This window comes from Deltaproteobacteria bacterium, from assembly GCA_019309045.1.
Classification (GTDB): domain Bacteria; phylum Desulfobacterota; class Syntrophobacteria; order BM002; family BM002; genus JAFDGZ01.
The window spans coordinates 25,654-51,979 of record JAFDGZ010000022.1 but is presented as its reverse complement, the minus strand read 5'-3'; the positions used below and the strand labels follow the sequence as shown (position 1 = coordinate 51,979).

The 26,326-nt window shown below is 55.2% G+C and carries 20 protein-coding genes; 7 read left to right on the top strand and 13 right to left on the bottom strand.

What is annotated here, in order from left to right; genetic code table 11:
* The first annotated feature begins 290 nt into the window (after positions 1 to 290).
* From JRI89_06955 to JRI89_06940, 4 genes are all read left to right on the top strand, one after another.
* Positions 291 to 737 (top strand): Hsp20/alpha crystallin family protein, encoded by a 447-nt coding sequence (locus tag JRI89_06955; protein ID MBW2070979.1) that lies wholly within the window; start codon positions 291 to 293, stop codon positions 735 to 737.
* A gap of 78 nt (positions 738 to 815) precedes the next feature.
* A complete protein-coding gene (gene htpX, locus JRI89_06950) occupies positions 816 to 1,673 on the top strand; it encodes a zinc metalloprotease HtpX (protein MBW2070978.1) in 858 nt (285 codons plus the stop codon).
* A 286-nt stretch (positions 1,674 to 1,959) separates the two neighbouring features.
* Positions 1,960 to 3,255: an adenylosuccinate synthase gene (locus JRI89_06945; GenBank protein MBW2070977.1), complete on the top strand. Its 1,296-nt coding sequence runs from the start codon at positions 1,960 to 1,962 to the stop codon at positions 3,253 to 3,255.
* 5 nt (positions 3,256 to 3,260) lie between these two features.
* Complete coding sequence (locus JRI89_06940; GenBank protein MBW2070976.1) at positions 3,261 to 4,745, top strand: hypothetical protein; 1,485 nt, start codon at positions 3,261 to 3,263, stop codon at positions 4,743 to 4,745.
* Between the two features lie 101 nt (positions 4,746 to 4,846).
* Here JRI89_06940 and JRI89_06935 read toward each other — a convergent pair whose 3' ends face one another.
* From JRI89_06935 to ilvD, 5 genes are all read right to left on the bottom strand, one after another.
* Positions 4,847 to 5,341: a PilZ domain-containing protein gene (locus JRI89_06935; GenBank protein ID MBW2070975.1), complete on the bottom strand. Its 495-nt coding sequence runs from the start codon at positions 5,339 to 5,341 to the stop codon at positions 4,847 to 4,849.
* 697 nt (positions 5,342 to 6,038) lie between these two features.
* Positions 6,039 to 6,842, bottom strand: coding sequence for a DNA repair protein RadC (gene radC, locus JRI89_06930; protein ID MBW2070974.1), 804 nt, complete (start codon positions 6,840 to 6,842; stop codon positions 6,039 to 6,041).
* Between the two features lie 48 nt (positions 6,843 to 6,890).
* Complete coding sequence (gene amrS, locus JRI89_06925) at positions 6,891 to 7,901, bottom strand: AmmeMemoRadiSam system radical SAM enzyme (protein MBW2070973.1); 1,011 nt, start codon at positions 7,899 to 7,901, stop codon at positions 6,891 to 6,893.
* 81 nt (positions 7,902 to 7,982) lie between these two features.
* The gene (locus tag JRI89_06920) at positions 7,983 to 8,801 is read right to left on the bottom strand and encodes a methyltransferase domain-containing protein (protein MBW2070972.1); all 819 of its coding nucleotides are present in this window, start codon (positions 8,799 to 8,801) and stop codon (positions 7,983 to 7,985) included.
* 205 nt (positions 8,802 to 9,006) lie between these two features.
* On the bottom strand, positions 9,007 to 10,674 hold the full coding sequence (gene ilvD / locus JRI89_06915) for a dihydroxy-acid dehydratase (protein ID MBW2070971.1): 1,668 nt from the start codon (positions 10,672 to 10,674) through the stop codon (positions 9,007 to 9,009).
* A 196-nt stretch (positions 10,675 to 10,870) separates the two neighbouring features.
* Here ilvD and JRI89_06910 point away from each other — a divergent pair, with 196 nt between their 5' ends.
* The 3 genes from JRI89_06910 to JRI89_06900 all read left to right on the top strand — a co-directional run bounded on the left by JRI89_06910 (position 10,871) and on the right by JRI89_06900 (position 16,096).
* Positions 10,871 to 11,305 (top strand): MerR family transcriptional regulator, encoded by a 435-nt coding sequence (locus JRI89_06910; GenBank protein ID MBW2070970.1) that lies wholly within the window; start codon positions 10,871 to 10,873, stop codon positions 11,303 to 11,305.
* Positions 11,306 to 11,581: 276 nt separating this feature from the next.
* Positions 11,582 to 14,650 carry a CoA activase gene (locus JRI89_06905; protein MBW2070969.1) on the top strand — a complete coding sequence of 1,023 codons (3,069 nt, stop codon included), beginning with the start codon at positions 11,582 to 11,584 and terminating at the stop codon, positions 14,648 to 14,650.
* Positions 14,651 to 14,743: 93 nt separating this feature from the next.
* On the top strand, positions 14,744 to 16,096 hold the full coding sequence (locus JRI89_06900) for a CoA activase (protein ID MBW2070968.1): 1,353 nt from the start codon (positions 14,744 to 14,746) through the stop codon (positions 16,094 to 16,096).
* 72 nt (positions 16,097 to 16,168) lie between these two features.
* On the opposite strand, the gene JRI89_06895 is transcribed toward JRI89_06900, so the two are convergent.
* The 8 genes from JRI89_06895 to JRI89_06860 all read right to left on the bottom strand — a co-directional run bounded on the left by JRI89_06895 (position 16,169) and on the right by JRI89_06860 (position 26,230).
* Entirely contained in the window at positions 16,169 to 16,588 is a 420-nt protein-coding gene (locus JRI89_06895; GenBank protein MBW2070967.1) for a DUF1634 domain-containing protein, read from the bottom strand.
* 15 nt (positions 16,589 to 16,603) lie between these two features.
* On the bottom strand, positions 16,604 to 17,554 hold the full coding sequence (locus JRI89_06890; protein MBW2070966.1) for a sulfite exporter TauE/SafE family protein: 951 nt from the start codon (positions 17,552 to 17,554) through the stop codon (positions 16,604 to 16,606).
* Positions 17,555 to 17,775: 221 nt separating this feature from the next.
* Positions 17,776 to 18,621 (bottom strand): universal stress protein, encoded by an 846-nt coding sequence (locus tag JRI89_06885; GenBank protein ID MBW2070965.1) that lies wholly within the window; start codon positions 18,619 to 18,621, stop codon positions 17,776 to 17,778.
* Between the two features lie 515 nt (positions 18,622 to 19,136).
* Complete coding sequence (locus tag JRI89_06880) at positions 19,137 to 20,912, bottom strand: chloride channel protein (protein MBW2070964.1); 1,776 nt, start codon at positions 20,910 to 20,912, stop codon at positions 19,137 to 19,139.
* Between the two features lie 59 nt (positions 20,913 to 20,971).
* The gene (locus JRI89_06875) at positions 20,972 to 21,505 is read right to left on the bottom strand and encodes a PTS sugar transporter subunit IIA (GenBank protein ID MBW2070963.1); all 534 of its coding nucleotides are present in this window, start codon (positions 21,503 to 21,505) and stop codon (positions 20,972 to 20,974) included.
* A gap of 197 nt (positions 21,506 to 21,702) precedes the next feature.
* Positions 21,703 to 23,064 (bottom strand): sigma-54-dependent Fis family transcriptional regulator, encoded by a 1,362-nt coding sequence (locus JRI89_06870; protein MBW2070962.1) that lies wholly within the window; start codon positions 23,062 to 23,064, stop codon positions 21,703 to 21,705.
* Positions 23,024 to 24,415, bottom strand: coding sequence for a PAS domain S-box protein (locus JRI89_06865; protein ID MBW2070961.1), 1,392 nt, complete (start codon positions 24,413 to 24,415; stop codon positions 23,024 to 23,026). Before JRI89_06865 ends, JRI89_06870 begins: the two co-directional genes overlap by 41 nt.
* 48 nt (positions 24,416 to 24,463) lie before the next feature.
* Entirely contained in the window at positions 24,464 to 26,230 is a 1,767-nt protein-coding gene (locus tag JRI89_06860) for a chloride channel protein (protein MBW2070960.1), read from the bottom strand.
* Between the last annotated feature and the right edge of the window lie 96 nt (positions 26,231 to 26,326).

Genomic DNA, 26,326 nt, shown 5'->3' with positions numbered 1-26,326 from the left:
GGATTTCCAAGGAATTTCCCCTTTGCTGCTGCCCGGCCGTTGCAGGAAATCGCCGCGGCAGTATGGTAGAGTCAGCGCCGCCCTGCTGCGGACCTGCTGAGGGTACAGATCTGCCCTGCACAGCAGCACCACCGACTGGCCGTGGCCGGCAAAGCTGCAACAGCAATTTCCCGGTGAGGAACAGGCAGAGATAAACTGCCAGCCACCTTGACAACTGCAGCGCGCCGAATTAATTTTTTGTTGTTTCTGATATTTCCATGGTCTGACCAATAAAAATGAGTGAGGCACACGTGAAAGAGGCAACAGTTCTCAAAGACTTCTTCTCCATGCAGGAGAAAATGAACCGGGTGTTACACAATCGTCAGGAAGACGAGGCCGGCAGCAATATTGAAGCGGACCCCGGCGGTTGGCTTCCTCAAACAGATATTCTGGCCTATCCAGACAAGCTGGTGTTCCAGGTGGAACTGCCCGGTCTCACCATTGACGACTTCAGTGTTACCCTGGAAAACGAGGCGCTCACCTTGAGGGGAGAGCGAAAAGTCAGCTGTGAGGATGGGCAGGGAGAGCGTCTGGCCGGAGAACGCAGCTACGGCCCTTTTGAACGAACATTTCCGCTCCCGGCCCAGGTCTGCAGCGAAGAAATAAGCGCCAGATTCAAGGATGGTTTGCTGGAGGTGACGGTCCCCAGAAAGCCAGCTGGCGAAGCAAAACAGATCAAGGTGAGAGATGACAGCTGAGCGGTCTGCTTCTGGTTCTTGAAAGGACGACAGCAGGCTCCAAGAATTGGATAATATAACTGGAGGTAGACGACCATGATGGCCAACCAGCTGAAAACCACAGTTTTGCTGGCAGCCCTCACCGTTCTCATCGTGCTGATTGGCAGAGTGTTCGGCGGCAATCAGGGTATGATCATCGCCTTTGTCTTTGCCATGATCATGAATTTCAGCAGTTACTGGTTTTCAGACAAGATTGTGCTCGCCATGTATCGCGCCCAGGAATTGAGCGAGGCCGAGGCTCCTGAAATTCACCGAATGGTGGCTGACCTGGCTGCGCGCGCTGGAGTACCCAAGCCGAAAATTTACCTCATCCCTACAGAAACACCCAATGCCTTTGCCACCGGCCGCAACCCTGAACATGCGGTGGTGGCGGTTACCCAGGGCATTGTCAAGATGCTGGATCCCAAGGAACTCCGGGGTGTGCTCGCTCATGAAATGGGGCACGTAAAAAACCGGGACATCCTCATCGGCTCTATTGCCGCCACCCTGGCGGGAGTGGTGATGATGCTGGCCAGCATGGCCCGCTTCGCCGCCTTTTTCGGGCTGGGCGGCAGTGATGATGAGGATGGCGGCGGCAACATACTGGTGCTCATCATCATGTCCATCGTGGCCCCCCTGGCCGCCATGTTGATTCAGATGGCCATCTCCCGCTCCAGAGAATATCTGGCAGATTCTACAGCCGCCCGTTTTACCGGGGACCCTGAGAGTCTTGCCAGCGCTCTGGAAAAGTTGGCCTATGGCGCCAAGCAGCTGCCCATGCAGCAGGCAACTCCGGCTACAGCTCACATGTTTACCGTGAGTCCACTCGCCGGCGGCGGCATTGCCAAACTTTTCAGCACTCATCCGCCCATTGAGGAGAGAGTGCGTAGACTGCGCGCCATGGCACCGGCTGCATGAGTGGTTCCAGAAACAGGCGTTCCAGAAAACCGCTGGCCCGTCCCTGTTGGGGAAAACAGGCAGGCGGATCAGTCTGCCAGGGAAAGCGCCGCCGAGCAGAGGACCACTGTACTCCAAGCCGTTTCCTGCTGCAACTACCTTGCCCCACAATGAGTGCAGGAAGCTTTGTTCCTGTACTCATTTGACTTTTGGCCAGCAATACTTTATCCTCTTGCGGGTTTGCCAGAACAGCTGTGAAAAAAACGAACAGCGCAACAGCAGAACTCTTCCAGCAGGGAATCCTTTTATGGCCAACATAGTGGTGGTGGGAACACAGTGGGGAGACGAAGGCAAAGGCAAGGTAGTGGATCTTCTCACACCCTTTGCTGACTGCATCGTCCGCTTTCAGGGAGGCAACAACGCCGGCCATACTTTGATGGTGGGAGCGCGCAAGTTTATTCTGCACCTCATTCCTTCGGGCATCCTCCATCCAGGCAAAGTGTGCTGCATTGGCAACGGGGTCGTGGTGGATCCGGGTGTCCTGCTCGAGGAAATAGCCAAACTTAGAGAAAATCAGATAGAGGTCGGCCCGGACAACCTGGCCGTGAGCGGCCAGGCGCATGTCATCATGCCCTATCACCGGGAACTGGACGTTGCTCGGGAACGGAAAAAGGGAACCGCCAAGATCGGCACCACCGGCCGCGGCATTGGCCCCTGCTATGAGGATAAGGCGAGCCGGGTGGGAATTCGCCTCTATGATCTCATCAATCCGCAGGTCTTTGCCGCCAAGCTCGAAGAAAACCTGGCAGAAAAGAATTTTTATCTGCAACATTTTCTTGAAGGCAAACCCCTGGACAGCCAGGCCATCGCCGAGCAATACCTTGCTTATGGCGACCAGTTGAAGCCTTACATCCGCAATGTGTCGCTGCTGCTCGAGGAGATCAGGCGCCAGGGCAAAAATATCCTCTTCGAAGGCGCCCAGGGAACAAACCTGGACATAGACCACGGCACCTATCCCTATGTGACCTCATCCAATGTGGTGGCAGGCAATGCCTCCTGTGGCGCAGGCGTCGGCCCCACCTGTATTGACAGAGTCATTGGCATCAGCAAAGCCTACACTACTCGCGTTGGGGGCGGTCCCTTTCCCACTGAATGTCTTGATGCAGCCGGCGTCCACCTGCAGAAGACCGGTGCAGAATTCGGTTCCACCACCGGCAGGCCGCGCCGTTGCGGCTGGCTGGATATGCTGGTGCTGCAGAATGCCTCTCGCCTCAACAGCCTCAATTGCCTGGCAGTCACCAAACTGGATGTCCTGAGCGGACTCCCTGAGGTGCGCATCGCCACATCTTACCAGATAAACGGCCAAACAGTGGAACACTTCCCTGCCGACCGCACTGTCCTGGAACAGTGCAAACCGCAGTACCGGACCTTTGCCGGTTGGCAGCAAGACATTTGTTCGGCGCGCACCCTGGAGGATCTGCCCGTCAACACCAGGCGATATCTGGAGGCCATCGAAGAGATGAGCCAGATTCCACTCTGCCTGATTTCTGTAGGTGCAGAGCGCCACCAGACCATAATGCTCCACAATCCCTTCGAAAGCTGAGGTGGATGCCACAAGGAATAGAAAAGGCCCTGCAGAGTCTGAACGAGCGCCTTACGGCCAGGGCTCTGCGCATCTGGCAAGGTGAGAGGCCAACTGCCTCCCAGCAGAATATCTATGAGGGCTACGAACACCTCCTGAGCCCTGAAGCAGTGCTGCGTGCCCGAAAAGCTCTGGGCAATTCAGCAATGGGCCGCAGGATCTTTCATACCCTTGTGGGCCATTCTCTGCAGTATCAAGTTGCCCCATACGAGAATGAGCTATTCACCTGGATGAAGGGCGCCGCCGCCCACATCAATGGTGAGAAAATCTATTTCAAGGATATCCTTTACTGGTGTCAGAAACGGAGTGATACAGCCAGCCGCCGCATCCTGGAAAAGGAGTCGAGCAGCCTGTGCAAATTCCTCAAGCCCTTCGCCCTCGAATACTGGCAGTTCTTCCTGCAGCTGCTGGCCGAGGAATTCGGCTACCAGAATTACACCTCCTACTGCAAAGACAAGAAGTTACTGGACTACGAGCACTACGTCACTGAGGTGCGCACCCTGCTGGAGGCCACCAGTTCACTCTATTTCAGGGCAATGGAACAATGGGTTGAGCGAACTCTTGGCCTGCCTCTTCATGAACTAAATCGCTTCGATGCCATATATCTCCTGGGATTGGCGGAATTCGACATCTTTTTTCCGCAAAGTCCCACCCTGCCGGAGCTGTTGGCTTTCTTTGACCACTGGCACATAGATGTGCTGCATACCCCTGCCCTGCATCTCGATATCGATTTCTCGCCACGCAAGGGAGCCCAGGCCATGAGCTTTGCCCTGCGTATCCCGGACAATGTCTACCTGGTCATGAATCCACAGGGCGGTTGGATAGATGTGGAGACCTTGTTCCATGAGATGGGTCATGCTTTGAGCACAGTGTACACCTCGGCGGATCTTTCTGCGCCTGAGAAGGACTTTTATCCCTCCAACACCCTCTCCGAAACCTATGCCTTTCTGCTGCAAAACATGTCTCTGTCGCCCTATTTCTTGCGGCGCTACTTCGAGCTGCCCGAGGAGCACATTGAAACTCTGAGCTACCACAAGACGCTAAAGGATCTGGCTGTGTTCAGAAGGTATGCCGGCAAATTCCTGGCAGAATACGAAATGTTCAGCAGCGGCGACATGGCCAGCGGCGAGGCATACGCCAGAATCCTCAAAGAGCACACCGGCTTCACCTATAAACCAGAGACGCAACTGTTTGATCTGGCGCCGGAATTTTATTCCCTCGATTATTTGATCTCCTGGATGGCCGAGGCTACCCTGGAGGGCGTTCTGGTCAATACCCTGGGACCGGAGTGGATGTTCAAAGAGGCAGCTGGGGAACTTCTCAGAAAATGGTGGTCCCAGGGCAATCAATTGGAGCTGAGAGATTTCTTCGCACACAATGGCCTGGGAGAGATCGACGGGCGAGACTTGCTGCAAAGATGGACAAGTGTGATCCAGAGTTCTTCGCCATAAAGGCTGCGGCTGGTTCTGCGCCAGGGCTCCCCGTAGTCGCTGGCCGCCAGAGCTCCTGCAGGGGCGGCCTGCTGCCTCTTGCCTCACTGCAGCCCTGTTAATCAACCACTGGTATGACGAGCTACATCGCTCTGAGATTCTAGCTTTTTCTGATAGTGCTTTACCAGCACCCTGTGCAGCCGGTGACGGTCTCGTGCGGATATGTTGGTGAAGCGGACTATCATACCCCGAGGTGTGATGTGATCGTCCGGGCCATACCTGTTTGACCACACTACTTCGGCATCAGCCAGAACTGATTCTCTTTCGGAGACTGTGATGCTCAGGTTGGTGATGTCATAGACTCTCAATGGCTGTTGACAGCGAACAAAGGCAGTGTGTGATGTGAGCTGCCAGGTCTCTCCCTGGACTGTTCCCTCAGTGGTTAGAACTAACACCGGGTACCTGGCCTCCACTCTGGCACCTTCCGGCAGCCTTTCCACTGCGGCTGCAGCCAGTGGGGTCTCTTGTGCTTGCTGGGCAGACATGTTTATCGAGCAGCGCTCCACTTGCTGGCATTCTTGGGCAGAAGGATGAGCATCGCCCTTGCGAGGCCCCATCTCTTTGCTCTCTGTATCAAGCTATAAGAAGCAATATCTATGCCATTAGCGTGTGTTTGCTGAGAGGACAAGACCAGCGAGGTCTCCAGGCAGCCGCTCCGGGCGGTGAGTCATAAGGTTTCCGGCTGCTGAAGTGTCTGGGCTGAGCCAAAAAAATGCCCCCATCGACCCGGCGCAAAGAGTGGATGGGGGCCAGGGTGTGGGACACCCTCGGCAGAAAGCGAGATCTGCCAGAGCGTCCAACTAGCAGAATTTGTGCCAGCGAGAATAAAAACGTTTTTCGATGTAAATCAAGCTGGTTGGACAACCACAGCCAGGGGAGTGGCTCCCTGAACTGGACACTGTAAGTCAACAATTGTGAAAAGAAGTTCCACTTTTGAGCACAATAGGACAGCCATATCGCCGCTCACTGGCTAGAGAAGGAGCTGTGTCCAACAGAGCTGTCCAATTTGATAGCGACCGATAGTGTACTGCTGGCGCTTCTTGCAGCTGAGACCCGCCTCTGGATTAGCCGACCCAGTCCAAAATATGCCTGGAGAGGAGCAAACTGGAGCAGGCATCCGGCATCCAATTAGCCGAGGCGGAGTCTCTTGCCGGACGAGGCGAATCGTCAGGGCAACAAACTGGCCGAGGTCCGCCGTCACAAGCGATGGGCAGCCTGCCTCTCTGCATTATCTGGCCAAAAATATTGGCCGGCTCAACTTTCTACCCTGTCTGGCAGAAGCCGTTTCGCTCGCTGCCCTACCTCGGCTGGATTTTTTTCGGACTTGAGCAGCACGGTGGGTCTGTCTCCCAGTTGTGCCTCCCAGGTACGGATGTGGCCATGATCGGCAAAGCTGTAGTAACTGTTGCGGCCGATGATAAGGTGATCCAGAACCCTGATCCCCATGATTCTCCCTGCCACCAGCAGGTCTTTGGTGATGCTGAAGTCCTGGGGTGAGGGGCTCGGGTCGCCAGAGGGATGATTGTGGGCAAACACCATGGCAGCTGCATGGCGCTCGAGGGCCGTCTTGATGATTTCTCGCGGGTATACAGCGCTCGAAGTGAGGCTTCCTTCAAAAAGGGTCTCCACCCCCAGCACCTCGTTGCGACTGCTGAGAAAGATGACCTTGAAGATTTCTCGCTGTAAATTTCTCAGGGAGTGCAACAGGTAGTCGTAGACCTCCTGGGACGAGGTGAGAAAATTGCCGCCGATCAAGCGCTCCCCTAGGAACTTGCGTGCAACTTCATGGATCAACTTGAGACTGACAACATTTCGTGGTCCAATGCCACGAACCTTCTGCAGTTCAGCCGGCGGCGCCTCCAACACCCCCACAAGGCCGCCGAAGAGCCTGAGGGCTTCGCGGGCTGCCTGCTTGCAATCTCGCCGGGGCGTTGTCAGGGTGAGGAGAAGCTCGACGATTTCCTCATCAGTCAGTTTTGCCAGACCATGATCGAGGAATTTGCTCTGCAGCCGGTGCCGGTGCCCACGAGTGCGCCTTTGCCATTCTTCCTTTTTCATTGCGGTGCCCCTTGCTCGTACCTGTGAACCGCTACCCTGCTCGGCCGGCTACATCTCCACCCCTGCTACCTGGGTCTCGCACCACGGGCATAGACCGTGCTTTATATTGTAGCGTGCTGTAGTGAAGCCAAAGCGATCGATCAGCAGCTGGCCACAGGCATGACAGAAAGTGTTTTCGCCCTCATCGCCGGGGATGTTCCCGGTGTAGACATAGTGGAGGCCCTCCTGCAAACCTATCTCCCGGGCTCGCTGTAAGGCAGCAACCGGCGTGCTCGCCCTGTCGGTGAGGTTGTAGGTCGGATGGAAACGACTCACATGCCACGGCGTCTCAGGGCCGAGGCTCCTGATAAAGCGAGCAATATTTCTCAGTTCCTTCTCACTGTCATTCAACTGGGGAATTACCAGAGTGGTGACCTCCAACCAGATACCCATGTCCTTGATCTTGTTGAGAGACTCCAGCACAGGAGCCAGTTTGCCGCCGCATTGTTCCTGGTAAAACTTTTCGGAAAACGCCTTCAAATCCACATTGGCGGCATCCAGGTAAGGTTGGATCACTTCCAGCGCCTCTGGTGTCATGTAGCCGTTGCTGACAAAGACATTCTTCAAGCCGGCTGCCTGCGCCAGTCTGGCAGTGTCATAGGCGTATTCAAAGAAAATCGTCGGTTCAGTGTAGGTATATGACACCGAGCTGCAGCCGCTTCGGCGGGCCGCAGCCACCACATCTGCAGGAAGAAAATCTTCTCCGATGATGCGATTGAAGTCTCGAGGCATCTGGGAGATGTCGGCATTCTGACAAAATCGACAGCGAAAATTGCAGCCCACTGTAGCAATGGAATAGCTTCTGGTCCCAGGCTGGAAGTGAAACAGCGGCTTTTTTTCGATGGGGTCCACGTGTCTGGCAATGGCGCGACCATACACCAGGGACTGCAGCGTACCCTCCTGGTTTTGTCGAACCCCGCAGATGCCGCGCTTGTTGTTCTTGATCAGGCAGCGATGGGCGCAAAGATTGCACCGCACTCGCAGCTCCTCCAACCGTTCATATAACATTGCTTCTCGCATGCTCCAAGCCACCTGCCGTGCCCATCACCTGAATTATGATCCTTAATTATGGTTAACAGTACTACCGAGAAAAAGGTGACTTCAAGCTGAAGCTATTCTGCCTGGAGGCTGCCTCTTGTTGCCTTCAAGAGACTCCAGGGTTACCTTCAGAGTTCCCTGCGGCAGCTGCCCCCCTGCCTGCTGCAATGGTGCGCCCACCGGATCACTGCAGGTGATGAACTGATAACAGATATCTACGCTCATTACAATGAAAGCACCCCAGGGATTATGTTGAAAGATCGACTGGCGCTCCACTGCCTTGACAAGCCGCACCAGTGGAAGAGGAAAAAACAGCACTGTTCCCCACTGGATGGGAACTGGACCTGCTATGCTCCTGAGCATCTCCTTCAATTCCCAGATGCTGAAAAAGCGGGCGTGGCGGTAAATGGTGTCCACCAGGAGCCCCTTCAGACGCCGCTGCACAGCCAGCAGAGCATACTTGTTGAGCACCCCCAGAACCAGTCTCCTCCTGGTCACCCGGATGGCCTCGGCAAGTGCCCTGGTCGGATTATCTACAAATTCCAGGGTGTTGATCATTGTTGCCAGATCAAATTCATTGTCGTCGAAGGGCAAATCCTCAGCCCGACCGCGGTGCAGATCCACTGTGGCAGGCAGCCGCTGTTTCGCCCTGTCCAACATGTAAGGGCTGGCGTCCAGCCCGCTCACCTGCAGCATCATTTTCTGGAACCAGGCCAAGTGCATTCCTGTACCGCAGCCAATGTCGACCAACCTTTCTCCCTGGCGCGGCTCCAGCAATCTTTCGATCAGGTCCAGCTCCAGTTGCAGAACTTCTCTGCCTGCCTTCTTCTGGTACCAATCGTCATAATGGCGGGCGCTTCTGGAGTCAAAAATGAAGCCCAATGAGTCCTCCCTTTGCTGGACTGCTCACAGCATCACAATGCCTTCCAACCACTTGCACCACGCAAAGCCCTTGCTGGAGTGATTCAGGGAAACTCTCTGTTGCCTGGCCAGGCATGACGCTGGACAAGCGCACCCCTTGTCCAGGTTCTATACCGCCAAGGCTCTTCCTTGGTTGCTGCTTCGTACAGATGTGAAAATATCCCAGCTAGATATCGTTTTTGAACACTGCCCCCCTCGCCCCTGAAGTGACCATCCTGCTGTAGCGATAGGCATAGCCTTCCTTTATCCTCGGTTCAGGAGGTCGCCAGTTCTGCCGGCGACGGCCAATCTCTTCCTCTGAGACCTTGAGCTCCAGGCGTCTGGCCGGGATGTTGATCTCAATGCGGTCGCCCTCCTCCACCAGGCCGAGCAAGCCACCTTCGGCCGCCTCCGGAGAGATGTGGCCGATGGCCGCTCCCTGGGTGCCGCCGCTAAAGCGGCCATCCGTGAGCAGGGCAACATCTTTGTCGAGGCCCATGCCAACAATAGCCGAGGTGGGCGTCAACATCTCACGCATGCCCGGTCCCCCTTTGGGACCCTCGTATCTGATGACCACCACATCACCCTTGTTGATGCTGCCGCCGAGAATTGCCGCCACCGCCTCCTCTTCTGAATCGTACACCCTGGCTGTCCCTGTATTCACCATCATCTCGGGAGCTACTGCCACCTGTTTCACCACGGCTCCCTCGGGAGCAAGGTTGCCGAACAGGATGGCAATGCCCCCCTCCCTGTGGTAGGCCCTGTCTATGGGACGAATAACTTCTTGATCCAGCACCCTCGCTGCCTGCAGGTTCTCTGCCACGGTTTTGCCGGTCACTGTCAGCGCTTCCATTTGAATCAGCTTCTCTGCCGCCAGGGTAGCCATTACTCCCTGTACTCCGCCTGCAGTGTCGAGATCTTCCAAATGATGAGGACCCGCAGGACTCAAACTGCAGAGATGAGGCACCCGATCACTCACCTGGTTGAAGAGATCGAGATCCAGGGTAATCCCAGCTTCGTGGGCTATCGCCGGCACGTGCAGCACGGTGTTGGTGGAGCACCCCAGCGCCATATCAACGGCAATAGCGTTCTCGAAAGCCTCAGTGGTGGCGATCTGCCTGGGGGTAATGTCCTTTTCTACCAGGTGCATTATTTGCATGCCCGCCTGCTTGGCCAATCTGTAGCGAGCCGCGGACACCGCCGGGATGGTGCCGTTGCCAGGCAGAGCCAGGCCAATGGCTTCCGTGAGGCAGTTCATGGAGTTGGCCGTGAACATGCCGGCGCAGGAGCCGCACCCTGGACAGGCGCAATCCTCCAGTTCGGCCAGTTCTTCTTCACTGATTTTACCTGATCTCACGCCACCTACCCCTTCAAACACTGTGATGAGATCAACAGGTTTGCCCAGCCGCCGGCCGCTCAGCATGGGACCTCCGCTTATGGCAAGGGCGGGGATGTCCAGGCGCAGCATGGCCATCAACATGCCGGGCACCACCTTGTCGCAATTGGGAATGACCACCAACCCATCGAAAGGATGAGCCCTGGCCATTACCTCCAGGGTATCGGCAATCAGTTCACGACTGCACAGGGAATATTTCATGCCCTCGTGGTTCATGGCTATGCCGTCACAGACGCCGATTGTGCTGAATTCTATGGGCGTGCCGCCTGCCAGGCGCACCCCTGCCTTCACTGCTTCGGCAATCTTGTCGAGATGAATGTGCCCCGGAATGATTTCATTGGCGGAATTGGCAATACCAATCATGGGACGGGCAATTTCTGCATCTGTCAGACCCATGGCCTTGAAAAGTGATCGATGCGGCGCCTTTTCAAGTCCTTTTTTCATCACATCACTGCGCATGGCTGTGCCTCCCCTGAGCGAAAGTCTCCAAAGTCAGCCTCTTCTAGCAAGAGCGAAGTCTGACAATATGCAGTCAATCTAGAACAAAACCCCCTTATTATCAAGGGTAAATAACACTTGACAATGACTAGTGATAAGTGTAATTATCATTGTTAATTATATCTCAGTTTCGCAATGTTGCGAGCAGGGTAAAAAGATGGACAACTACAAGGCACTGTACCCCATTGGCATCGTGGCAGAACTGCTGCACATTCATCCCAGGACCTTGAGGATTTATGAACGGGAAGGCCTGATCAAACCAGCACGCCGCAGCGGCAAGCGCTACTACTCCAACAATGACGTGCAGTGGCTCAAATGTCTGCGCAAGCTCATTCACGAGGACGGCCTCAACATAGCTGGGATCAAGAAACTGCTCACTCTTGCCAGCTGCTGGGAAATCAGGCGCTGCTCCGAAGAGGAAAGGAAGAACTGCCCGGCAGTACTGGACTTTCCTGTGCCGTGTTGGGAATTGAAACCAAAAGCATGTGCCAAGAAAGGGATGGAGTGCCCCGAGTGCGAGGTCTTCCTGACCAAAAAGCAGCAGCTGATGAAGCACAACTGTGGCGAAGAGCCCCTTCTGGAGACCACTTGAAAGACCCAGTGTTGCCTTCTGCAAAGCCTGCCACCCAGCTCTGGCGAACAAGAAATAGCTGTTTTTTGTACGTTTCTTTGGCTTGACCCGAAGATTACACGCCTTTATAATTCAACTATACATTGTAGCCGACCATTTTCATACACTGGCATTGTCGAAGATTGTCATCAGCTGCTTGCCAGCGAGCAGGAACTGTTTCACTAGTAAAGTAAAGGTTGAGGGAAGGTTCTCCTTGATGAACTGCAGGCACGCCAAGAAGGTGAAACTGAGGTGCTCATGTATACGGTGGGAGTGGATATCGGTTCCGTGAGTATAAATTGTGTTGTTCTAGATGATCAACAGAACATCATCTATGAATTTCCCTATCACAGACATTTTGGCAGGTTCGTACCCCAGACTCTCGAGGTTTTTACCGCGCTCTATGATCGCTTCCCGCCCGAGCGCATCGACAGGGTCGCTTTTACCGGCAACCATGGCAAAATTATTGCCGAGCGGCTCGGGGCGGTTTACGAGTACGAATCCATAACCCAGGTCCTGGGAGTGCTGCGGCTGGTACCGGAGGCAGCCAGCATTATCAGCATGGGGGGCCAGGATGCAGCTCTGTACCAGCTGTCCCATGCAGACGGTCAATGGTACCTGAAATCATTTGCCATGAATGGCCCCTGCGCCGCTGGCACCGGCTCATTTATCGACCAGCAGGCCGAGCGCCTCTCCTCTTCATTTTATCAAGAGGAAGTGAACTTCTCCGCGGAGCACATCGAAAAAATCCTCGACGACTTTATCAATCTCGGGCAGCAGAGCAGCAGCCCGGCGCCGGTAGCTTGCCGCTGCACCGTCTTTACCAAGTCGGACATGATCCATCTACAAAACAAGGGCGAGTCGCTGGCCAATATCATTGCCGGCCTCCATCAGGGCAATGCGGCCAACTATGTCAGCACCATCGTTGCCAACCACCAGCTCGAGGACCCCGTGGTCTTTATTGGCGGGGTTGCCAGCAACAAGCTTCAGGTTGAAGCCTTCCGCAAGTATTTTCCAGAGCTCATAGTTCCCCCACACCACACTTCCATCGGTGCTCTGGGAGCAGCCATCTTCGCTCAGCAGCAAGAGCAAGACAGGCCAATCGACCTCGAGATGCTCAAAGAAATGGTGGGTGAAGCAAGCGCCAGCTTTCCCAGAGCGCCCGTGCTGCGGCTGCAACGCACAACCTTTACGGACAATGTGGTAATCCCCAGACGGACCCAGCCGCCTCGGACCAAGCTCCAGGTTTATCTCGGCATAGATATCGGCTCCACCACCACCAAGACAGTGTTGATGGATGTTAACAGCAATATAATCCACAAGCAGTACGTCCAGACGCAGGGGAAACCAATCGAGGTGGCTCAGAGACTGCTCGCTGGGATACAGGAGGAGTTTGGCGACAGTCTGGAATTCCTGGGTACGGCCACCACAGGTTCTGGCCGGCATGTGGTGGGCGATTTTGTCAATGCCGATCTCATCATCGATGAAATCACGGCGCACGCGCGCGCCGCAGTGCACTGGGATCCCCTGGTGGACACGGTCTTCGAAATCGGCGGCCAGGACTCCAAATACATCTGGATTCAGAACGGCAATCCTCTTGACTTTGACATGAACAAAGTCTGTGCTGCCGGAACCGGCAGCTTCCTGCACGAATTGTCCAACAAACTTGGCATCAATATTGTGAAAGAATTCCAGGAGATAGCTCTCTCATCCCGCAATCCTATTCACCTTGCCGAACGGTGCACCGTATTCATGGAGTCTGATCTGGTTTCCTATGCCCAGAAGGGGGCCAGTCTTGAGGATCTCATTGCCGGCCTCTGCTACGCAATTGTCTATAACTACTTGAATCGAGTGGTGGGCAAGCGGCGCATCGGCGCTCGGGTAATGTTTCTGGGCGGTCCCTCACTGAATAAAGGAATCGTGGCAGCCTTCGAGAATGTGCTCCATCAGGAAATCATCATGCCTGAACACCGTGAAGTCCTCGGGGCCCACGGCGCTGCCCTGGCCGTAATGGAGCAGCTGTCGATCCTCGGCAGGGTGAGCAGATTCCCCGGACTGCAGGTTCTCACTTCAGGCTCGATCTCCTTCAGGGAAACAATCTGCCGGGCCGACAAGAAGTGCCACAACGAGTGCAAGCTGAAAATCTACAATTTCGGCGGCCGAAAGAGCATCTGGGGAGGCGAGTGCGGACGCTACGAATTGACCAGGGAGAAAAAGGAGACTGAAAAGAACTGGTTCTCTGAACGTGAACGGTTGTTCCTGGACTACCTGGCATCCTCGACTGAAGACCTGGCTGAACTGGAGGCAGGTGGAGCCGCAAGGGGAAAACGCCTGGAAATCCTGGACGGCAAACCCACTGTGGGCATGCCGCGGGCGCTTCACTTTCTGCACTACAGCGTCCTCTGGAGCCACTTCTGGCAAAAGCTCGGCTACAGCACGATTCTGTCGCCCAGGACCAATGAACACATAGGCCTGGCAGGAATCGAGGCAATGACAGCCGAGACCTGTTATCCCATCAAGGTCTTCCACGGCCATGTGCGAGCCCTGTTAGCCAAAACGCGCTACCTTTTTCTTCCCACCCTTATCAACATGCCGGTGGCCCAGTCTGGGGAAACCGGCTTCTTCTGTCCCCTGGTGCAAGGCAGTCAATACATGGTCACTGCTGCCCTGGACATTGCCGCTGACAGGCTGCTCTCCCCCATACTGTACTTGAATGATCCTCTGGAAAGCGTAATCCTGGACCTCTATCGCAGCTTGAACAAGACTCTGGCGGTGAGCAAGCTTCAGGTGGATCGCGCCTTTCGCGAGGCCTGGGAGATCCAGACAGCCTTCCAGAGCGCTCTGGTCACCCTGGGGCGGGATTTCTTCTCCGCGCTCCAACCTGAAGATCCTTGGGTGGTGGTGAGCGGCCGTCCTTACAACTTATATGACGAGCGACTCAACTTGCGCCTTGGCCACAATCTAGCCAGGCTCGGCATCAAGGCCATCCCGCAAGACTTTCTCGATACCAGCAACACCGCGCTCACAGACTTTCCGGACATGTACTGGGGGCTCGGCGCGCAGATCCTCCGCACGGCAAAGCTGATCAAAGACAGTGCTTGCGGCTATGGTATACATCTCACCAATTTCAGCTGCGGTGCTGACTCATTCTTGGAGCACTTTTACCGCCACGTCATGGGAGCAAAACCGTATCTGATTCTCGAACTGGATGAACACAGCGCGGTTGCCGGCATGGTCACCCGTCTGGAGGCATTCAAGAACGTCATCCAGAACGAACACCGGCAGGTCCTCGACAGCTTGAAGGAGAGCAAGTGTAGAGCATCGTGAACCCACAGCCACGCTGACAATTAGAGCGACACTGACTTGGCTGGGGCCCCAATTCATACACTGTTTGAGCAAAGCGAATCCTGGATAGAGATCATGACCGAGTTCGAATCCTTGAAAAAGAACGTGGGAAAGTTCAGCTTGATCGGCAAGCGACTGCTTCTCCCAGAAATGAACAGGGCGGGCAGCGTTCTCCTTGCCGCCACCCTGAGGAGTTTCGGCATTGATGCCCGGGTAATGGAGACCTACAAAGGATTGGACCTGGGCAAGAAGTTCACCTCTGGCAAGGAGTGCTTTCCCTGCCAGGTAACTCTTGGCGATGTGCTCTATTATCTGGAAAAAGAACGGCAAAGACTTGGAGAACGCTTCAGAGCGGAAAACTACCTGTATTTTATGGCTGAGGCCGGCGGGCCCTGCCGTTTTGGCATGTACAACAAGCTGCACCGCATCATCCTGGACTCTCTAGACGGCTTCAGCAACACTCGCATCGCCTCCATCACCAGCAAAGACTCCTATGCCCTCGGCGGCTTGCTCCCCCAACCGTTGAGAGCGAATTTTCGCAGGAGCGCCTACGTGGCCATTGTGATCGGCGACGTTCTGGATCGATCTCTCTGGCACATGCGGCCATATGAGAGGGAGCCGGGTGTGGCGGAAGAATTCTTCGAAGAGGCTCTGCGCACCATGGCTGACAGCCTGGAAATTCACGGCCGCAGCAAGAATTTCAGCGCTATTCTGGCAGATCTCGAGGCAGTAGCCCGCAGGGCAGCGCTGCTCATCGACACGACTCTGCCTCCCAGACCATTGATCGGCATGGTAGGAGAAATTTATCTGCGCAGTCACAGAGCCTCCAACCAGGACATCATCAAGCTCCTGGAACAACATGGGGGGGAGGTGGTCAATGCCTCCATTGCTGAATGGGTAAATTACATATCTTATGACAGGATGCAAAAAGCAGCCCGAGACCTCAGCCTGGCAATCAGACAACGGGATATGGCAGCCTGCAGAAAGCACGTGAAACGGTGGCTGCGCAACCGGGCCGAGCTCACCTACCAGTACCTGCGGCAGACCCAGGTATACCGCACAGTCATGAAGCATCTTCATATCCATGCGGACCACAAGATAGGTCCTCTGGAACGGCAGCTGGACAACGATCGACTCTACTCTTTCCAGGTGGGAACTGAGGCTGGTTTGAGCATCGGCGGCGCCTTGGAATACTGCCTGGCGGGCTTTGACGGCATCGTAAACGTCTTTCCCTTCACCTGCATGCCGAGCACCATGTGTTCGGCGATCTTGAAGCCCCTGCTGGACCGCCTGCAGATCCCTTACATAGATTCTGCCTACGACGGTACTTTTCAACCCAACAGAGAGGCAATAATCCGCACCTTCATGTATCAGGCGGCCCAGCACCAGAAGCAGAGGCTGGCTGGCAAAGCTGCCCGGCACAACTGACAGTGGTGCCCGCAGCAGCCTACTGTGAGAAGGGAGAGGCTGAGCGCCATTGCTGGCGACACTGCAGCCGGGCTAGTGGCCGCCCGCCCCGAGAAGACCAGAGGCGCCCAGGCAGAGCACCAGCACCTCCAGCGTAACAATGATGACAAAAGGAGTGTCCTTCTGCTTGATATAGGTAGGCAGCAGAGTGAGAAAACAGACTATGGTCATGCCCGCCAGGAGCACGATGCCAATAAAGTTGAGAAAATCGCCCTTGCCCAGCAGGGTGACCCAGCCCCAGCCCAGGGGAATATTGGCCTCCTGCACGTACTCGTGCACGGGCTTCGTCCAGTAATATGCCAGATCATGCATGGAAACGTATGTTGAGACCATGCCACTGACGTATATCAGGTAGGTGATCAGCAAAATAGCTATGGCAGTCCACGAGCCATAAAAGAGCAGGTTGGCATAGGTTATTTGCTCCGGTGACGCCTTCGGTATCTTTTCAGTCATTGCTCACCTCGTCGGTTAGACGCCCAGGCCCTTCATAAAAGCCTTGACCCCAGCAAAGAGCAGCACGCCAATCACAATGTAACGGATGACCTTTGGTTTGGCCACCGCCAGGATCCTCACCCCCACGAAGGAGCCTAGCATGAGACCCACAATGGAGGGTACTGCCATGAGAGGTATGACGCAGCCCTTGTTCAGGTAGATCCAGGCAGCCGAGGTATCTGTAATAGAAAGAAGAAATTTGCTGGTGCCCACCGCCACCTTGAGCGGCGCTCCCATAAGGAGATTGAGCACTGGCACATTGGCCCAGCCAGCTCCCAGGCCGAACATGCCTGCCATAACACCAATCAGGATAAAAAGTATGAGACCGGAGAGCGTCCGGTGCGTCTTCCACTCTATGGTCTCGCCTGTGGAGGGGTCAAAGTAGGCGCCCGCCATTTTCAGGGCCGCGCCAATGCCGTCCTGTTTCTTGACCTCGGGTTTCTCGACATTCTTGGAAAAGGTCAGCAGGGCCGCAATGAAAATAATAGTCGCCCCCAGAGCCATCTGGACAATATTGGTGGGCAGCGCCAAACCCAGGAGCGCGCCGGCAATGGCACAAGCAGAGGCAACCAAGGCCACTGGCAGCGCCAGCCGCAGATTGGCAAAGTTGCGCCGCAGCAGGCCCGGCCCGGCAGCAAGAGCTCCTGCCAGGGCTACCAGCAAGCCTGTACCCCGGACGAAATCCAGGTGGAAAGGGAAAAAGCCGCTCACCAGGGGCACATAGAGCACCCCACCACCAACGCCGGCCAGCACCGCCAGGATGCCCAGAACAAAACAAAACACCAGAAGAATCAGGGGCCAGAACCACCAGGGGTGCTCAGGGGTAGGAATGACCTGCTCGGTAGCTGCCCACACAGGAGTGCTCGCTATGAAATGGTACAGGAGTAGCGCCTTGATCATCAACATTCTGCTGGCAGTACGACACATGAGCTTCCCTCAATTGTGAGATTATCCGTAAGTGGCAGTAGCTTTCCAATACAGAGACGCCATTGATGACAAAAAAAGTCACAGTTAGTGCAAAATGTAACAAAGTTATAACTAACCTAGCAAGCGCAGCTCTCGCTGTCAAGATAAAACTGCCTGCTCGGGGAGGCAGCCGAGAGAAGACCTCTTATTCCCGGCGCGTGCAGGAGAAAGGCGGCTGCTCTTCAGACTCTCTTCTGTCTGTAGAGGAGCACCGGTCTGGTAGTGCGGCGGATTATCTGCAGAGACCTGTCACTCAGGATGTTCAAGTAGCCGGTCTTGCCAAGTCCCTGGGCGCCAACCACCACCAGGTCATGGTTGCCCAGGTTAATCTCCCTGATGATTTCATCCACCACGTCACCGGCCACCGACTTGGTCTCTGGCTCATGTTCCAGGTTCTTCAGAAGCGACTCTCCTTTGCGCAAGCAGGCCTGGCTGAATTCGTCGCTTTCACCAAGTTCTGTATCCTGCACATGCATGACAGTGATGTGCGGCCTTTTCCTGGCCAGCAGCGGTGCAATAAAATGCAGTGCCTGATCGTCGCAGGAGGAGCCCGAATAAGCCACCAGCACCCGATTGATATGGCGCAGCTCTCTGACGATGAGCACTGGCCGCTGGCAACTGTTGATCACCTGAGTATGAACCTGACCGAGCAGCATCCCTTTGATAGCTGAGACCCGATGGCAGCCAAGCACCAGCAAATCGTAATCGCCTGCCCTGGCCTCTTTGATAATGACCTCTGCGGGCTCGGCTGCCGTGAGTATCCTGGGAGTGCAGGGGACTTTGCCTGCCAGACAGATCTCACAGGCATCGCTGATAGCCTGTTCCACCTCCCTGGTATCTTCTTCTAGCTTGGCCTGTCGATCAGTTTTCAGGAAGGGCACCTCAAAGTCTGCCAAGATGACCTCTGAAACGTCTTTCCTCACATGGATGGCATCCACACTGGCATCGAAGTGCTCTAGCAGATGACAGGCATATCTGAGGGCAAGCCGAGACTCGAGATCCTGGTCTACAGCAACAAGAACTTTCATATCATCCCCCTTGGCTAATCAGACAAGTATATAGACAAGCATAACCTACAAAGCAAAAGAGCGCCAAGCCCCTGCAGAAATATTCCTGATGTATACCTGTTGTGGGCAAGCCATCCTTGCAAGTCAGCCGGTCGAGTATGCTCCAGCCCCCTGCTAGCCTGCAGAGTATGGCCTGAGCAATGACCAAGACACTGCTGTCTAGCGTACAGCCCTGCTGGGTTGTTGCCTGTCATGCTGTTGATTATTCTTAGAGAATGGAACTCGGCGGGGCCCTTCTCTTGAACTGAACTTGCTATCCTGGCTGAGCAAAAACGCAGGCACAAGTATTTAACAAACTAGAGGAGCCTGGACGGTTTCCAGAATGAACAGCAGTCGGCAAAGCAGTGGCAGCCCCCTGGGAGCGAAATCATTTTGTGGTAATTTCTGGTGAAAATTCAAGAAGTCTGGTGGAGAAGACTAGAAGCAGACCAGCAGTACCGGCACCAGGGAGTCAGGATGGCACAGCCGCCACAGCCTCAGTTGATAAGCAGCCGTTTGCCCATTTCCTTTCGATAAATCCTCATGAGTTCGCTCCTGGTGACAATACCCTCGAGACGGTGCTGGCCGTCGTAGCTCTGCACCACCGGCAGCTCCTCCACATCGAGAGAACTGAACTTGTTCAGGGATGAGGCCAGAGTTTCATCCGGCGTCACGTAGACCACGTCGCGATTGGCCAAGTCACGCGCAAACACCAGGTGGCGCAATTGATCGTCGTAGACAAACTCCTTCAGTTCCTGGAAAGAGATTACGCCCTCCAGATTGTCCTGCTCGTCAATAGTGTACAGGTAGTTGCGGTTGCCGGCCAGACAGTGTTTCAGCACTTCTTCATAGGGAAGATTTCCAGGAATCTTGGGCACATCCCGGCTCATGATGTCTTTCACTTTGAGCGAAGTGAGAATCCCCATTTCCCTGCCAGCAGATATATCGATGCCCCGCTTCACCAGGCTGTAGGTGTAGATGGAGTGAGTCATGAGCCGTCGATGAATGACCGTGGCCAGCACGCAGGCGGTCATCATCGGCAGAATAATAGCATAGTCATTTGTCAGTTCAAAAACCATCATGATTGCGGCCATGGGTGCCTGCACGGCAGCCCCGAGCACCGCACCCATGCCTACCAGGGCGTAGCCGCCTGGAGAAGAAACTATCTGGGGAAAGATTGTGTGAAACAGATCCCCCAGGGCGCCACCCACCATGGCTCCCAGAAACAGACTGGGATACAGGATGCCGCCCGAGCCGCCAGAACCGAGGGTGAAGGCCGTGCCCACCACCTTGAGCACCAGAAGTGCTACCAGCGTCTGCCAGAGAAAATCTCCCTGGATCGCCTGGGTAATGGGAGCATAGGAGCAGCCGAGAATCTGTGGATAGAAAAAGCCGATCATGCCCACTGCCAAACCGCCGAAAATAGGCTTCCAATGAGCTTTCAGAGGGGCGTGGTGTTCAAAGAGATCTTCCATGCCATGGAGAGTACGGGTGAAAACGACAGATACCACGCCAGCGCAGATCCCCAGAACCGCATAGAGAAGAATTTCCCAGTAGCTGAAAAGATGGTAGGGGGGCAGCTTCAATGCCGCGCCTTCAATGAGCCAGGCCCGACTCACCGCCGTGGCCACTACGGATGATATGACTATGGGGCTGAAGATATGGATGTTGAATTCTCCCAGCACCACTTCCAGGGCAAAGAGTACGCCGGCAATGGGCGCATTGAAAATGGAAGCCAGGCCTGCAGCAGCGCCACAGCCAACCAGCACCCGCATGCGGTCACCCGAGACCCTGAAAAATTGGCCCACTGCAGAACCGATGGAGGCGCCAATCTGAATGATCGGCCCTTCCTTGCCGGCGGAGCCGCCTGAGCCTAGAGTGAGAGCAGAGGCCAGGGTTCTGATGAGGAAGGTCCTCACTTTGATAATGCCCCTCTTGAGAGCCACTGCCTCCATGGTGGCAGGTACACCGTCGCTCTTGGCCTCAGCAGGAAAGAAGCGAATGAGCGGCGCCAGAAACAAACCGCCGAGGGCTGGTATCAGAATAATCAGCCACCTGGCATTGCCAAGAGGATGAGGAAAAACTTCAAAGAACAGCCAGTTGAAAAACTCAAGCATCTTTTCAAACAGAATCGTCCCCAGTCCTCCCAGAAAACCTACCACCACAGCAACCACTATAAGAAAAGTCTGATCACTCAACTGGTAGCGGCGGAAGAGTCGGCGTAGCTGTTCCTTTAGGGAACGGTCTTTAGCAGTTTGCCGAAAAGGTTTCATAAATGAGCTGTCCTCAGTAGACAAGTGAAATCGTCAATGAACAGGGAGCTGTCAATGAATCAACTGGAAATTCCTGCCCAGCTCTTGTAGGGCCGAACCTCGTCTCTTACCAGCCTCTTCAATTTTTCCGACATCAGGTTTTCCTTGGCCCTAGCCATCACTGCCATCACCTCGGCAGCGTCTTTGGCAGCCAGTAGATCCTCATAGTTCTGCCGCACCTTGAGAAAGCGAACTAGGTGATAGAGAAGACTGATGAAAAGATCTTTCTCCTTGCGCGGTGACAGGGCCACAAAAATGAGATGCACCGGTTTGCCGTCCAGGGCATCGAAACTGACTCCAGAGGGCGACCTCGCCATGATGAGCAGTGGGCGGCTGGCCTCATCAGTAAAGACGTGCGGCACCGCAATGCCGTTCCCTATACCCGTGGTGGCCAGCTGCTCTCTCTGGCACAGCTCTTCTAGGGCCTGGACCTTGTTTCTCAGGTAGCCGTCAGTGGCCACCTTGTCAAAGATCTCTTGTAGACAAGCAAAACGGTCCTTTTGTTGCAGCTCCAAAATGACATGGCCTTGGTCGAGAAACTGGGCAAGATGCATGATGTTCTCCTTTCAATGCGCTATGTCTTTTACCTCGCCCAATGCTTAGAGCAATGATGATGCCAATCTGGAATAAAAAATATGGCAAACAGTTTTTCCTGTAAATATAAATTGTTAACTTCACCATGGCAAACAAGACAGAATATACCCCAGTTCCCCTGCCTGCAATTTTTGCAGTCCAGTCCCCATTCCGCATTTCATTTAAGCTTGTATTTCTTGAGCTTGTAGTACAGGTCTCGCTCGCTTATTCCCAGAATGCGGGCCGTTTCCTTGCGATGACCGTGGGTCTGCTGCAGTGTTTGTCTAATCATCTCCCTTTCCATCTCAGCTAGACTGCGACCCACTGGCATTGTCCACCTCGAGGGCTCAGCAGCCTTCTCCTGAAACCGTTCTGGCAGCAGCTCCATATCTATGACCGGACCGCGGGCGAGAATCACTGCCCGCTCGAGGCAATTGCGCAACTCTCTGATGTTTCCAGGCCACTCATAGGTGGCCAGGCGACTCTGTACCTCGGGGGACAGCCGGATCCCCGGCTTGTGATACTTTTCGGCAAAAGTCTCCAGAAAATGGCGGCTGAGAAGTGGAATATCCTCGCGTCGTTCTCTGAGGGGCGGCAGGCTCATACGAGCCACATTGAGTCGATAGTAGAGATCCTCCCGGAACAAACCCAGACGGCACTGTTCAGTGAGACTCTTGTTGGTAGCGGCCACCACCCTCACATCTACAGCTATTTCTCTGGTGCCCCCCAGCCTCCGGAATTTGCCCTCCTCGAGAATTCTCAGCAGGGTCACCTGGGCCTCCAGATCCATCTCGGCAATCTCGTCGAGAAAGAGGGTGCCCTTGTGCGCCAGCTCGAAGCGCCCTTTCTTCTGGGCAGTTGCACCTGTGAAGGCGCCGCGCTCGTGGCCGAACAATTCACTGCCCATAATTTCCTTGGGAATAGCGCCGCAGTTTACCGAAATAAAAGGCTGCTCCCCCCTGCCGCTCCTCTGGTGCAGGGCCCTGGCCACCAGCTCCTTGCCGGTGCCACTCTCGCCCTCTATGAGAACGGTAACCTCCGTGGGCGCCAGCTGTTCGATCATCTCTAGAACGCTCAGCAGACTGTCGCTTCTGCCAATGATTTGACTGTACTCCTGTTCTGTGCGCAGCTGTTCGCGCAGCCGTCTATTCTCCTCTTCCAGTTCCTGGCTGCGGAGAATGTTGTGTATATAGGAGCGAAAACGTTTAACGTTCACCGGCTTGGTGAGGTAGTCATAGGCGCCCTCTTTGAGAGCCCGCACTGCTGTCTCAATGGTGCCGTGCGCCGTAATGATCACTACTTCTGTTCGGGGCCAACGCTGCTTGACTTTCTGCAGGAGCTCGATGCCGTCCATGCCGTCCATGACGAGATCAACCAGGGCCAGATGGAACTCTCTGTCCTCGAGGCGCTGCAGCGCCTCTTCACCGCTTGCCGCCTGCTCGATGTGGTAGCCCTGATCTTGCAAGGCCTCGGCAAGCCCCTGCCGGATATTGGGCTCATCATCCACGATGAGTATTGTCGGTCTGTCTCTTTCCACCATTCTCCTCATTTGACGGCAACAGGGGCAAGCTGAGATGAAAAAGGGTCCCTTCTCCCAACCAGCTCCCCACATCTACGGTGCCACCATGTTGATTGATAATACTATGGACTATGCTCAGGCCCAACCCTGTACCCTTCTTTTTGGTAGTATAGTAAGGATCGAATATCCGCTGCAGGTCACCCATGGGAATGCCGCTGCCCGTGTCCACAATCTCTATTTCGATGGTGCCGCCGCGAACACTATTTCTGGAGGTCACCTCCAGCCTGCCACCGTTTGCCATAGCCTCGATACTGTTCTTGAACAGATTGATGAACACCTGCTCGAGCTGATCCCTGTCTGCCCGCAGCAGGCTCTCTGCTGCTGCCAGATTGGCCTCGATCTTGATTCCCTTCCGCTCTGCCTCGGCTCGAAGAAGAGAGACCACCTGTTGGAGCACTTCATGCAGGTCCACCACCTCCAGCACAGCTCCATGAGGTTGAGCGAATGTCTGGGCTTTGCTGAGGACTTCATTGAGTCGGCGGGTCTCACTGCTGATAATCTTCAAATAACGCTCCACCTCATCTTTTGTGCCTGCTGCCTCCAGTCTCTCTTCCAGGAGCTGCAGATTGATGTCCATGGCACTCAGGGGATTGCGAATCTCGTGCACCAACCGCTGCATCAACTCTCCGAGGGCTGCCAGCCGCGAAGCACGCTGCATTCTCTCCTCCATTTTTCGCAGAGCAGTCATGTCTTTGAGCAGCAGGATGGCGCCAACCTTCTGGCCCTTTTCATTCTTCAGCCCGAATGTCGTCACCCGCAGACACACAGCGCTGCCCGAGCTGGTGGTGTAGTCCACATCCGTGTCATGAGCAGCTTCCTCCTGCCGGATTGCCTCATCCAGGAATTTATAGAGAGGATCGTCAGGAGCAAACAATTCCTCCAGCGGATGGCCTACGAGAGCTGCTGCCTGCACGCCCAGAATCTCTTCCAGGGCCCGGTTGCACGAAGTGATCTGGCCTTGGAGGTCCACTGTGACTATACCGCGGGTGATGCTGTTCAAGATATCCCGCTCAATGGTCTGCACTTCCCTCAGGGTGCTGGCTACCCGCAGCAGATAACGATAGATCAATATGAGAGTCAGTCCCATGGAAAGAGAAAGGGTGATCAGCACCATGTCCAGGCTCCACTGCAACTGGTAGTGATCTCTGAGATCTTCCACCAGAGCAGAGGAAATGGCCTGGCTGCTGCTCAGCCTCTCGAGTCTCTTTTTGGTGGACAGCATGCCCGTAAAAAGAAGGCCTGAAAAAATAAAGCTCAAGAGGATCAACACCGCCAAGAAAATCTTGGTTAGCCTGAGATTTGCTCTGGTCATTCTCTTTCTTTCCCTGCTTCGTCTCACTGGCAACAGGCAAGTTTTGCGTCAACCAAGGTCCTGCCAGCGAAGCTCGAGCTCCCTCTCATAAGCAGCAAGCACATCCCTTTCCTGCACAAGGCCCACGAGCTTGTTGGTGCCATCCTCGGAAACCACTGGCAGCTGGGCAGCTTTTTCTCTCTCCAGCTTGTCCAGGGCGGTCTTCAGGCTGTCAGTAGGAAAAAGTCTGGCCACCTCGGGGTTGACCAGGTCCCGGGCAATGAGCAGCTGCTGCATCTCCTCCGCGGCAGCCAGCCCGGAAATGTCATGAAAAGAGATCACCCCCACGAGCTGCCCCTTGGAGTTTACAACCGTAAGACAGGAAAGATCAAATTTGTTGAAGAGGTCCAGCACCACAGCCATAGGAGCCGACTCCACCACACTCTGGATGTCTCGGACCATTACCTCTCCCACCCGGATAGTGCGCAGTATGTTCTGCTCCCTGCCGCCGGAGACATCTATACCGCGGCGCAGCAGTTTGAGACTATAGATCGAGCCGTGTTTCAGCAGTGAAGCAGTAATGGTGCTGACAATTGCCGCCGCGAGCACCGGTATGATAATCTGCGATTGGTTACAAAGCTCAAAGGTGAGCAGGATGGCCGTAACTGGCGCCTGGGTACAGCCTGCCACCACGGCACCCATACCTATCAGGGCATAGCTGCTGGCCGAGGATACGGGAAATGGCAGCCAGTAAGCGGCGAAATAGGCAAAACTGCCCCCGGTCATGGCACCTATAAACAGAGAAGGCGCCAAAATGCCGCCTGCTGCACCGGAGCCGAGACTCATGGAGGTTGCCAGGATCTTGGCGAACAGCAGACTGGCCATGAGCACCAGGTCCATTTGATTGAGCAGGGCCAGGTTGATGGCGCCATAGCCGACGCCAAAAACCTGGGGCGCCAGCAGCAGCATGGCGCCAAGCAGCAAACCGCCCAATCCCGGCTTGAGCCAGGCCGGTATTTTCAGCGACTCGAAGCGATCCTGGCAAAAATAGAGACAGTTGATGAAAACCACTGCCACCAGTCCGCTTATACACCCCAGCACCGGGTAGACCGCGTATTCCCACAGGGACTGCACTTGGAATACAGGAACCACGAAGGCCGGCAGCTTGCCCAGGTGCAAGCCAGACACTGTGGCAGCAGTGACCGAGGCTAGCACCACCGGCGAGAAGCTGGCGAGGGCGAAATCACCCAGGAGCAACTCCACTGCGAACAGCATGCCGGTTATGGGGGCGTGAAAAGTGGCGCTGATGCCAGCAGCCGCCCCGCAGCTCATCAGGATTCGTTCTCGATCTCTTGCCTGCCTGAGCAGCTGCGCCACTGCGGAGCCCAGGAAGGAGCCCAGGTGGATGATGGGCCCTTCCCGGCCCACGGAGCCTCCTGAACCGATGGTGATGGCAGAGGCAGATATGCGCGCCGCCGCAGTGCGCCAGGAGATGCGGCCGCCCCTGAGAACCACGGCCTCTATGAGTTCCGGAACGCCGTGGCCCCTGGCTTTTTCTCCTCCCCAGCGTATCAGCAGCCCTGCTGCCAGGCCGCCTACAACCGGCAGCAGCAGCTTGAGGTAGAAGGGCACCGTCTGAAAGAAGGTGAGAAATTCTTCACTGTTCTGGTAGAAAAGATACTGGGCCGCCTTGATGAGAAACCTGAAGAACACAGCACCATAGCCCCCCAGTGCTCCAACCACAATGGCCAGCAGATACAAGGTGAGGTGTTCGTCAAGCTGCCACTTGCGAATAAAATTTTTCACAGCAGGATGCACAACCAGCACTCTCTGCAAGCAAAGTTTGTCCAGGCGGCCCAATAATACACTGGCATTCGGCCACCAGGGCTTGCCAGCCCGGCAGCGTTGCCTGTCGGTTGCCCTGGCGCCCTC

What these genes read in the sequence shown, in the direction of transcription:
- JRI89_06940 (MBW2070976.1), top strand. Translation starts at nt 3,261, where the DNA reads ATGCCACAAGGAATAGAAAAGGCCCTGCAGAGTCTGAACGAGCGCCTT.
- htpX (MBW2070978.1), top strand. Translation starts at nt 816, where the DNA reads ATGGCCAACCAGCTGAAAACCACAGTTTTGCTGGCAGCCCTCACCGTT.
- radC (MBW2070974.1), bottom strand. Translation starts at nt 6,842, where the DNA reads ATGAAAAAGGAAGAATGGCAAAGGCGCACTCGTGGGCACCGGCACCGG.
- JRI89_06880 (MBW2070964.1), bottom strand. Translation starts at nt 20,912, where the DNA reads ATGAAACCTTTTCGGCAAACTGCTAAAGACCGTTCCCTAAAGGAACAG.
- JRI89_06890 (MBW2070966.1), bottom strand. Translation starts at nt 17,554, where the DNA reads ATGTGTCGTACTGCCAGCAGAATGTTGATGATCAAGGCGCTACTCCTG.
- JRI89_06905 (MBW2070969.1), top strand. Translation starts at nt 11,582, where the DNA reads ATGTATACGGTGGGAGTGGATATCGGTTCCGTGAGTATAAATTGTGTT.
- JRI89_06935 (MBW2070975.1), bottom strand. Translation starts at nt 5,341, where the DNA reads ATGGGGCCTCGCAAGGGCGATGCTCATCCTTCTGCCCAAGAATGCCAG.
- JRI89_06895 (MBW2070967.1), bottom strand. Translation starts at nt 16,588, where the DNA reads ATGACTGAAAAGATACCGAAGGCGTCACCGGAGCAAATAACCTATGCC.
- JRI89_06865 (MBW2070961.1), bottom strand. Translation starts at nt 24,415, where the DNA reads ATGACCAGAGCAAATCTCAGGCTAACCAAGATTTTCTTGGCGGTGTTG.
- JRI89_06875 (MBW2070963.1), bottom strand. Translation starts at nt 21,505, where the DNA reads ATGCATCTTGCCCAGTTTCTCGACCAAGGCCATGTCATTTTGGAGCTG.
- JRI89_06910 (MBW2070970.1), top strand. Translation starts at nt 10,871, where the DNA reads ATGGACAACTACAAGGCACTGTACCCCATTGGCATCGTGGCAGAACTG.
- JRI89_06885 (MBW2070965.1), bottom strand. Translation starts at nt 18,621, where the DNA reads ATGAAAGTTCTTGTTGCTGTAGACCAGGATCTCGAGTCTCGGCTTGCC.
- amrS (MBW2070973.1), bottom strand. Translation starts at nt 7,901, where the DNA reads ATGCGAGAAGCAATGTTATATGAACGGTTGGAGGAGCTGCGAGTGCGG.
- JRI89_06945 (MBW2070977.1), top strand. Translation starts at nt 1,960, where the DNA reads ATGGCCAACATAGTGGTGGTGGGAACACAGTGGGGAGACGAAGGCAAA.
- JRI89_06900 (MBW2070968.1), top strand. Translation starts at nt 14,744, where the DNA reads ATGACCGAGTTCGAATCCTTGAAAAAGAACGTGGGAAAGTTCAGCTTG.
- ilvD (MBW2070971.1), bottom strand. Translation starts at nt 10,674, where the DNA reads ATGCGCAGTGATGTGATGAAAAAAGGACTTGAAAAGGCGCCGCATCGA.
- JRI89_06870 (MBW2070962.1), bottom strand. Translation starts at nt 23,064, where the DNA reads ATGGTGGAAAGAGACAGACCGACAATACTCATCGTGGATGATGAGCCC.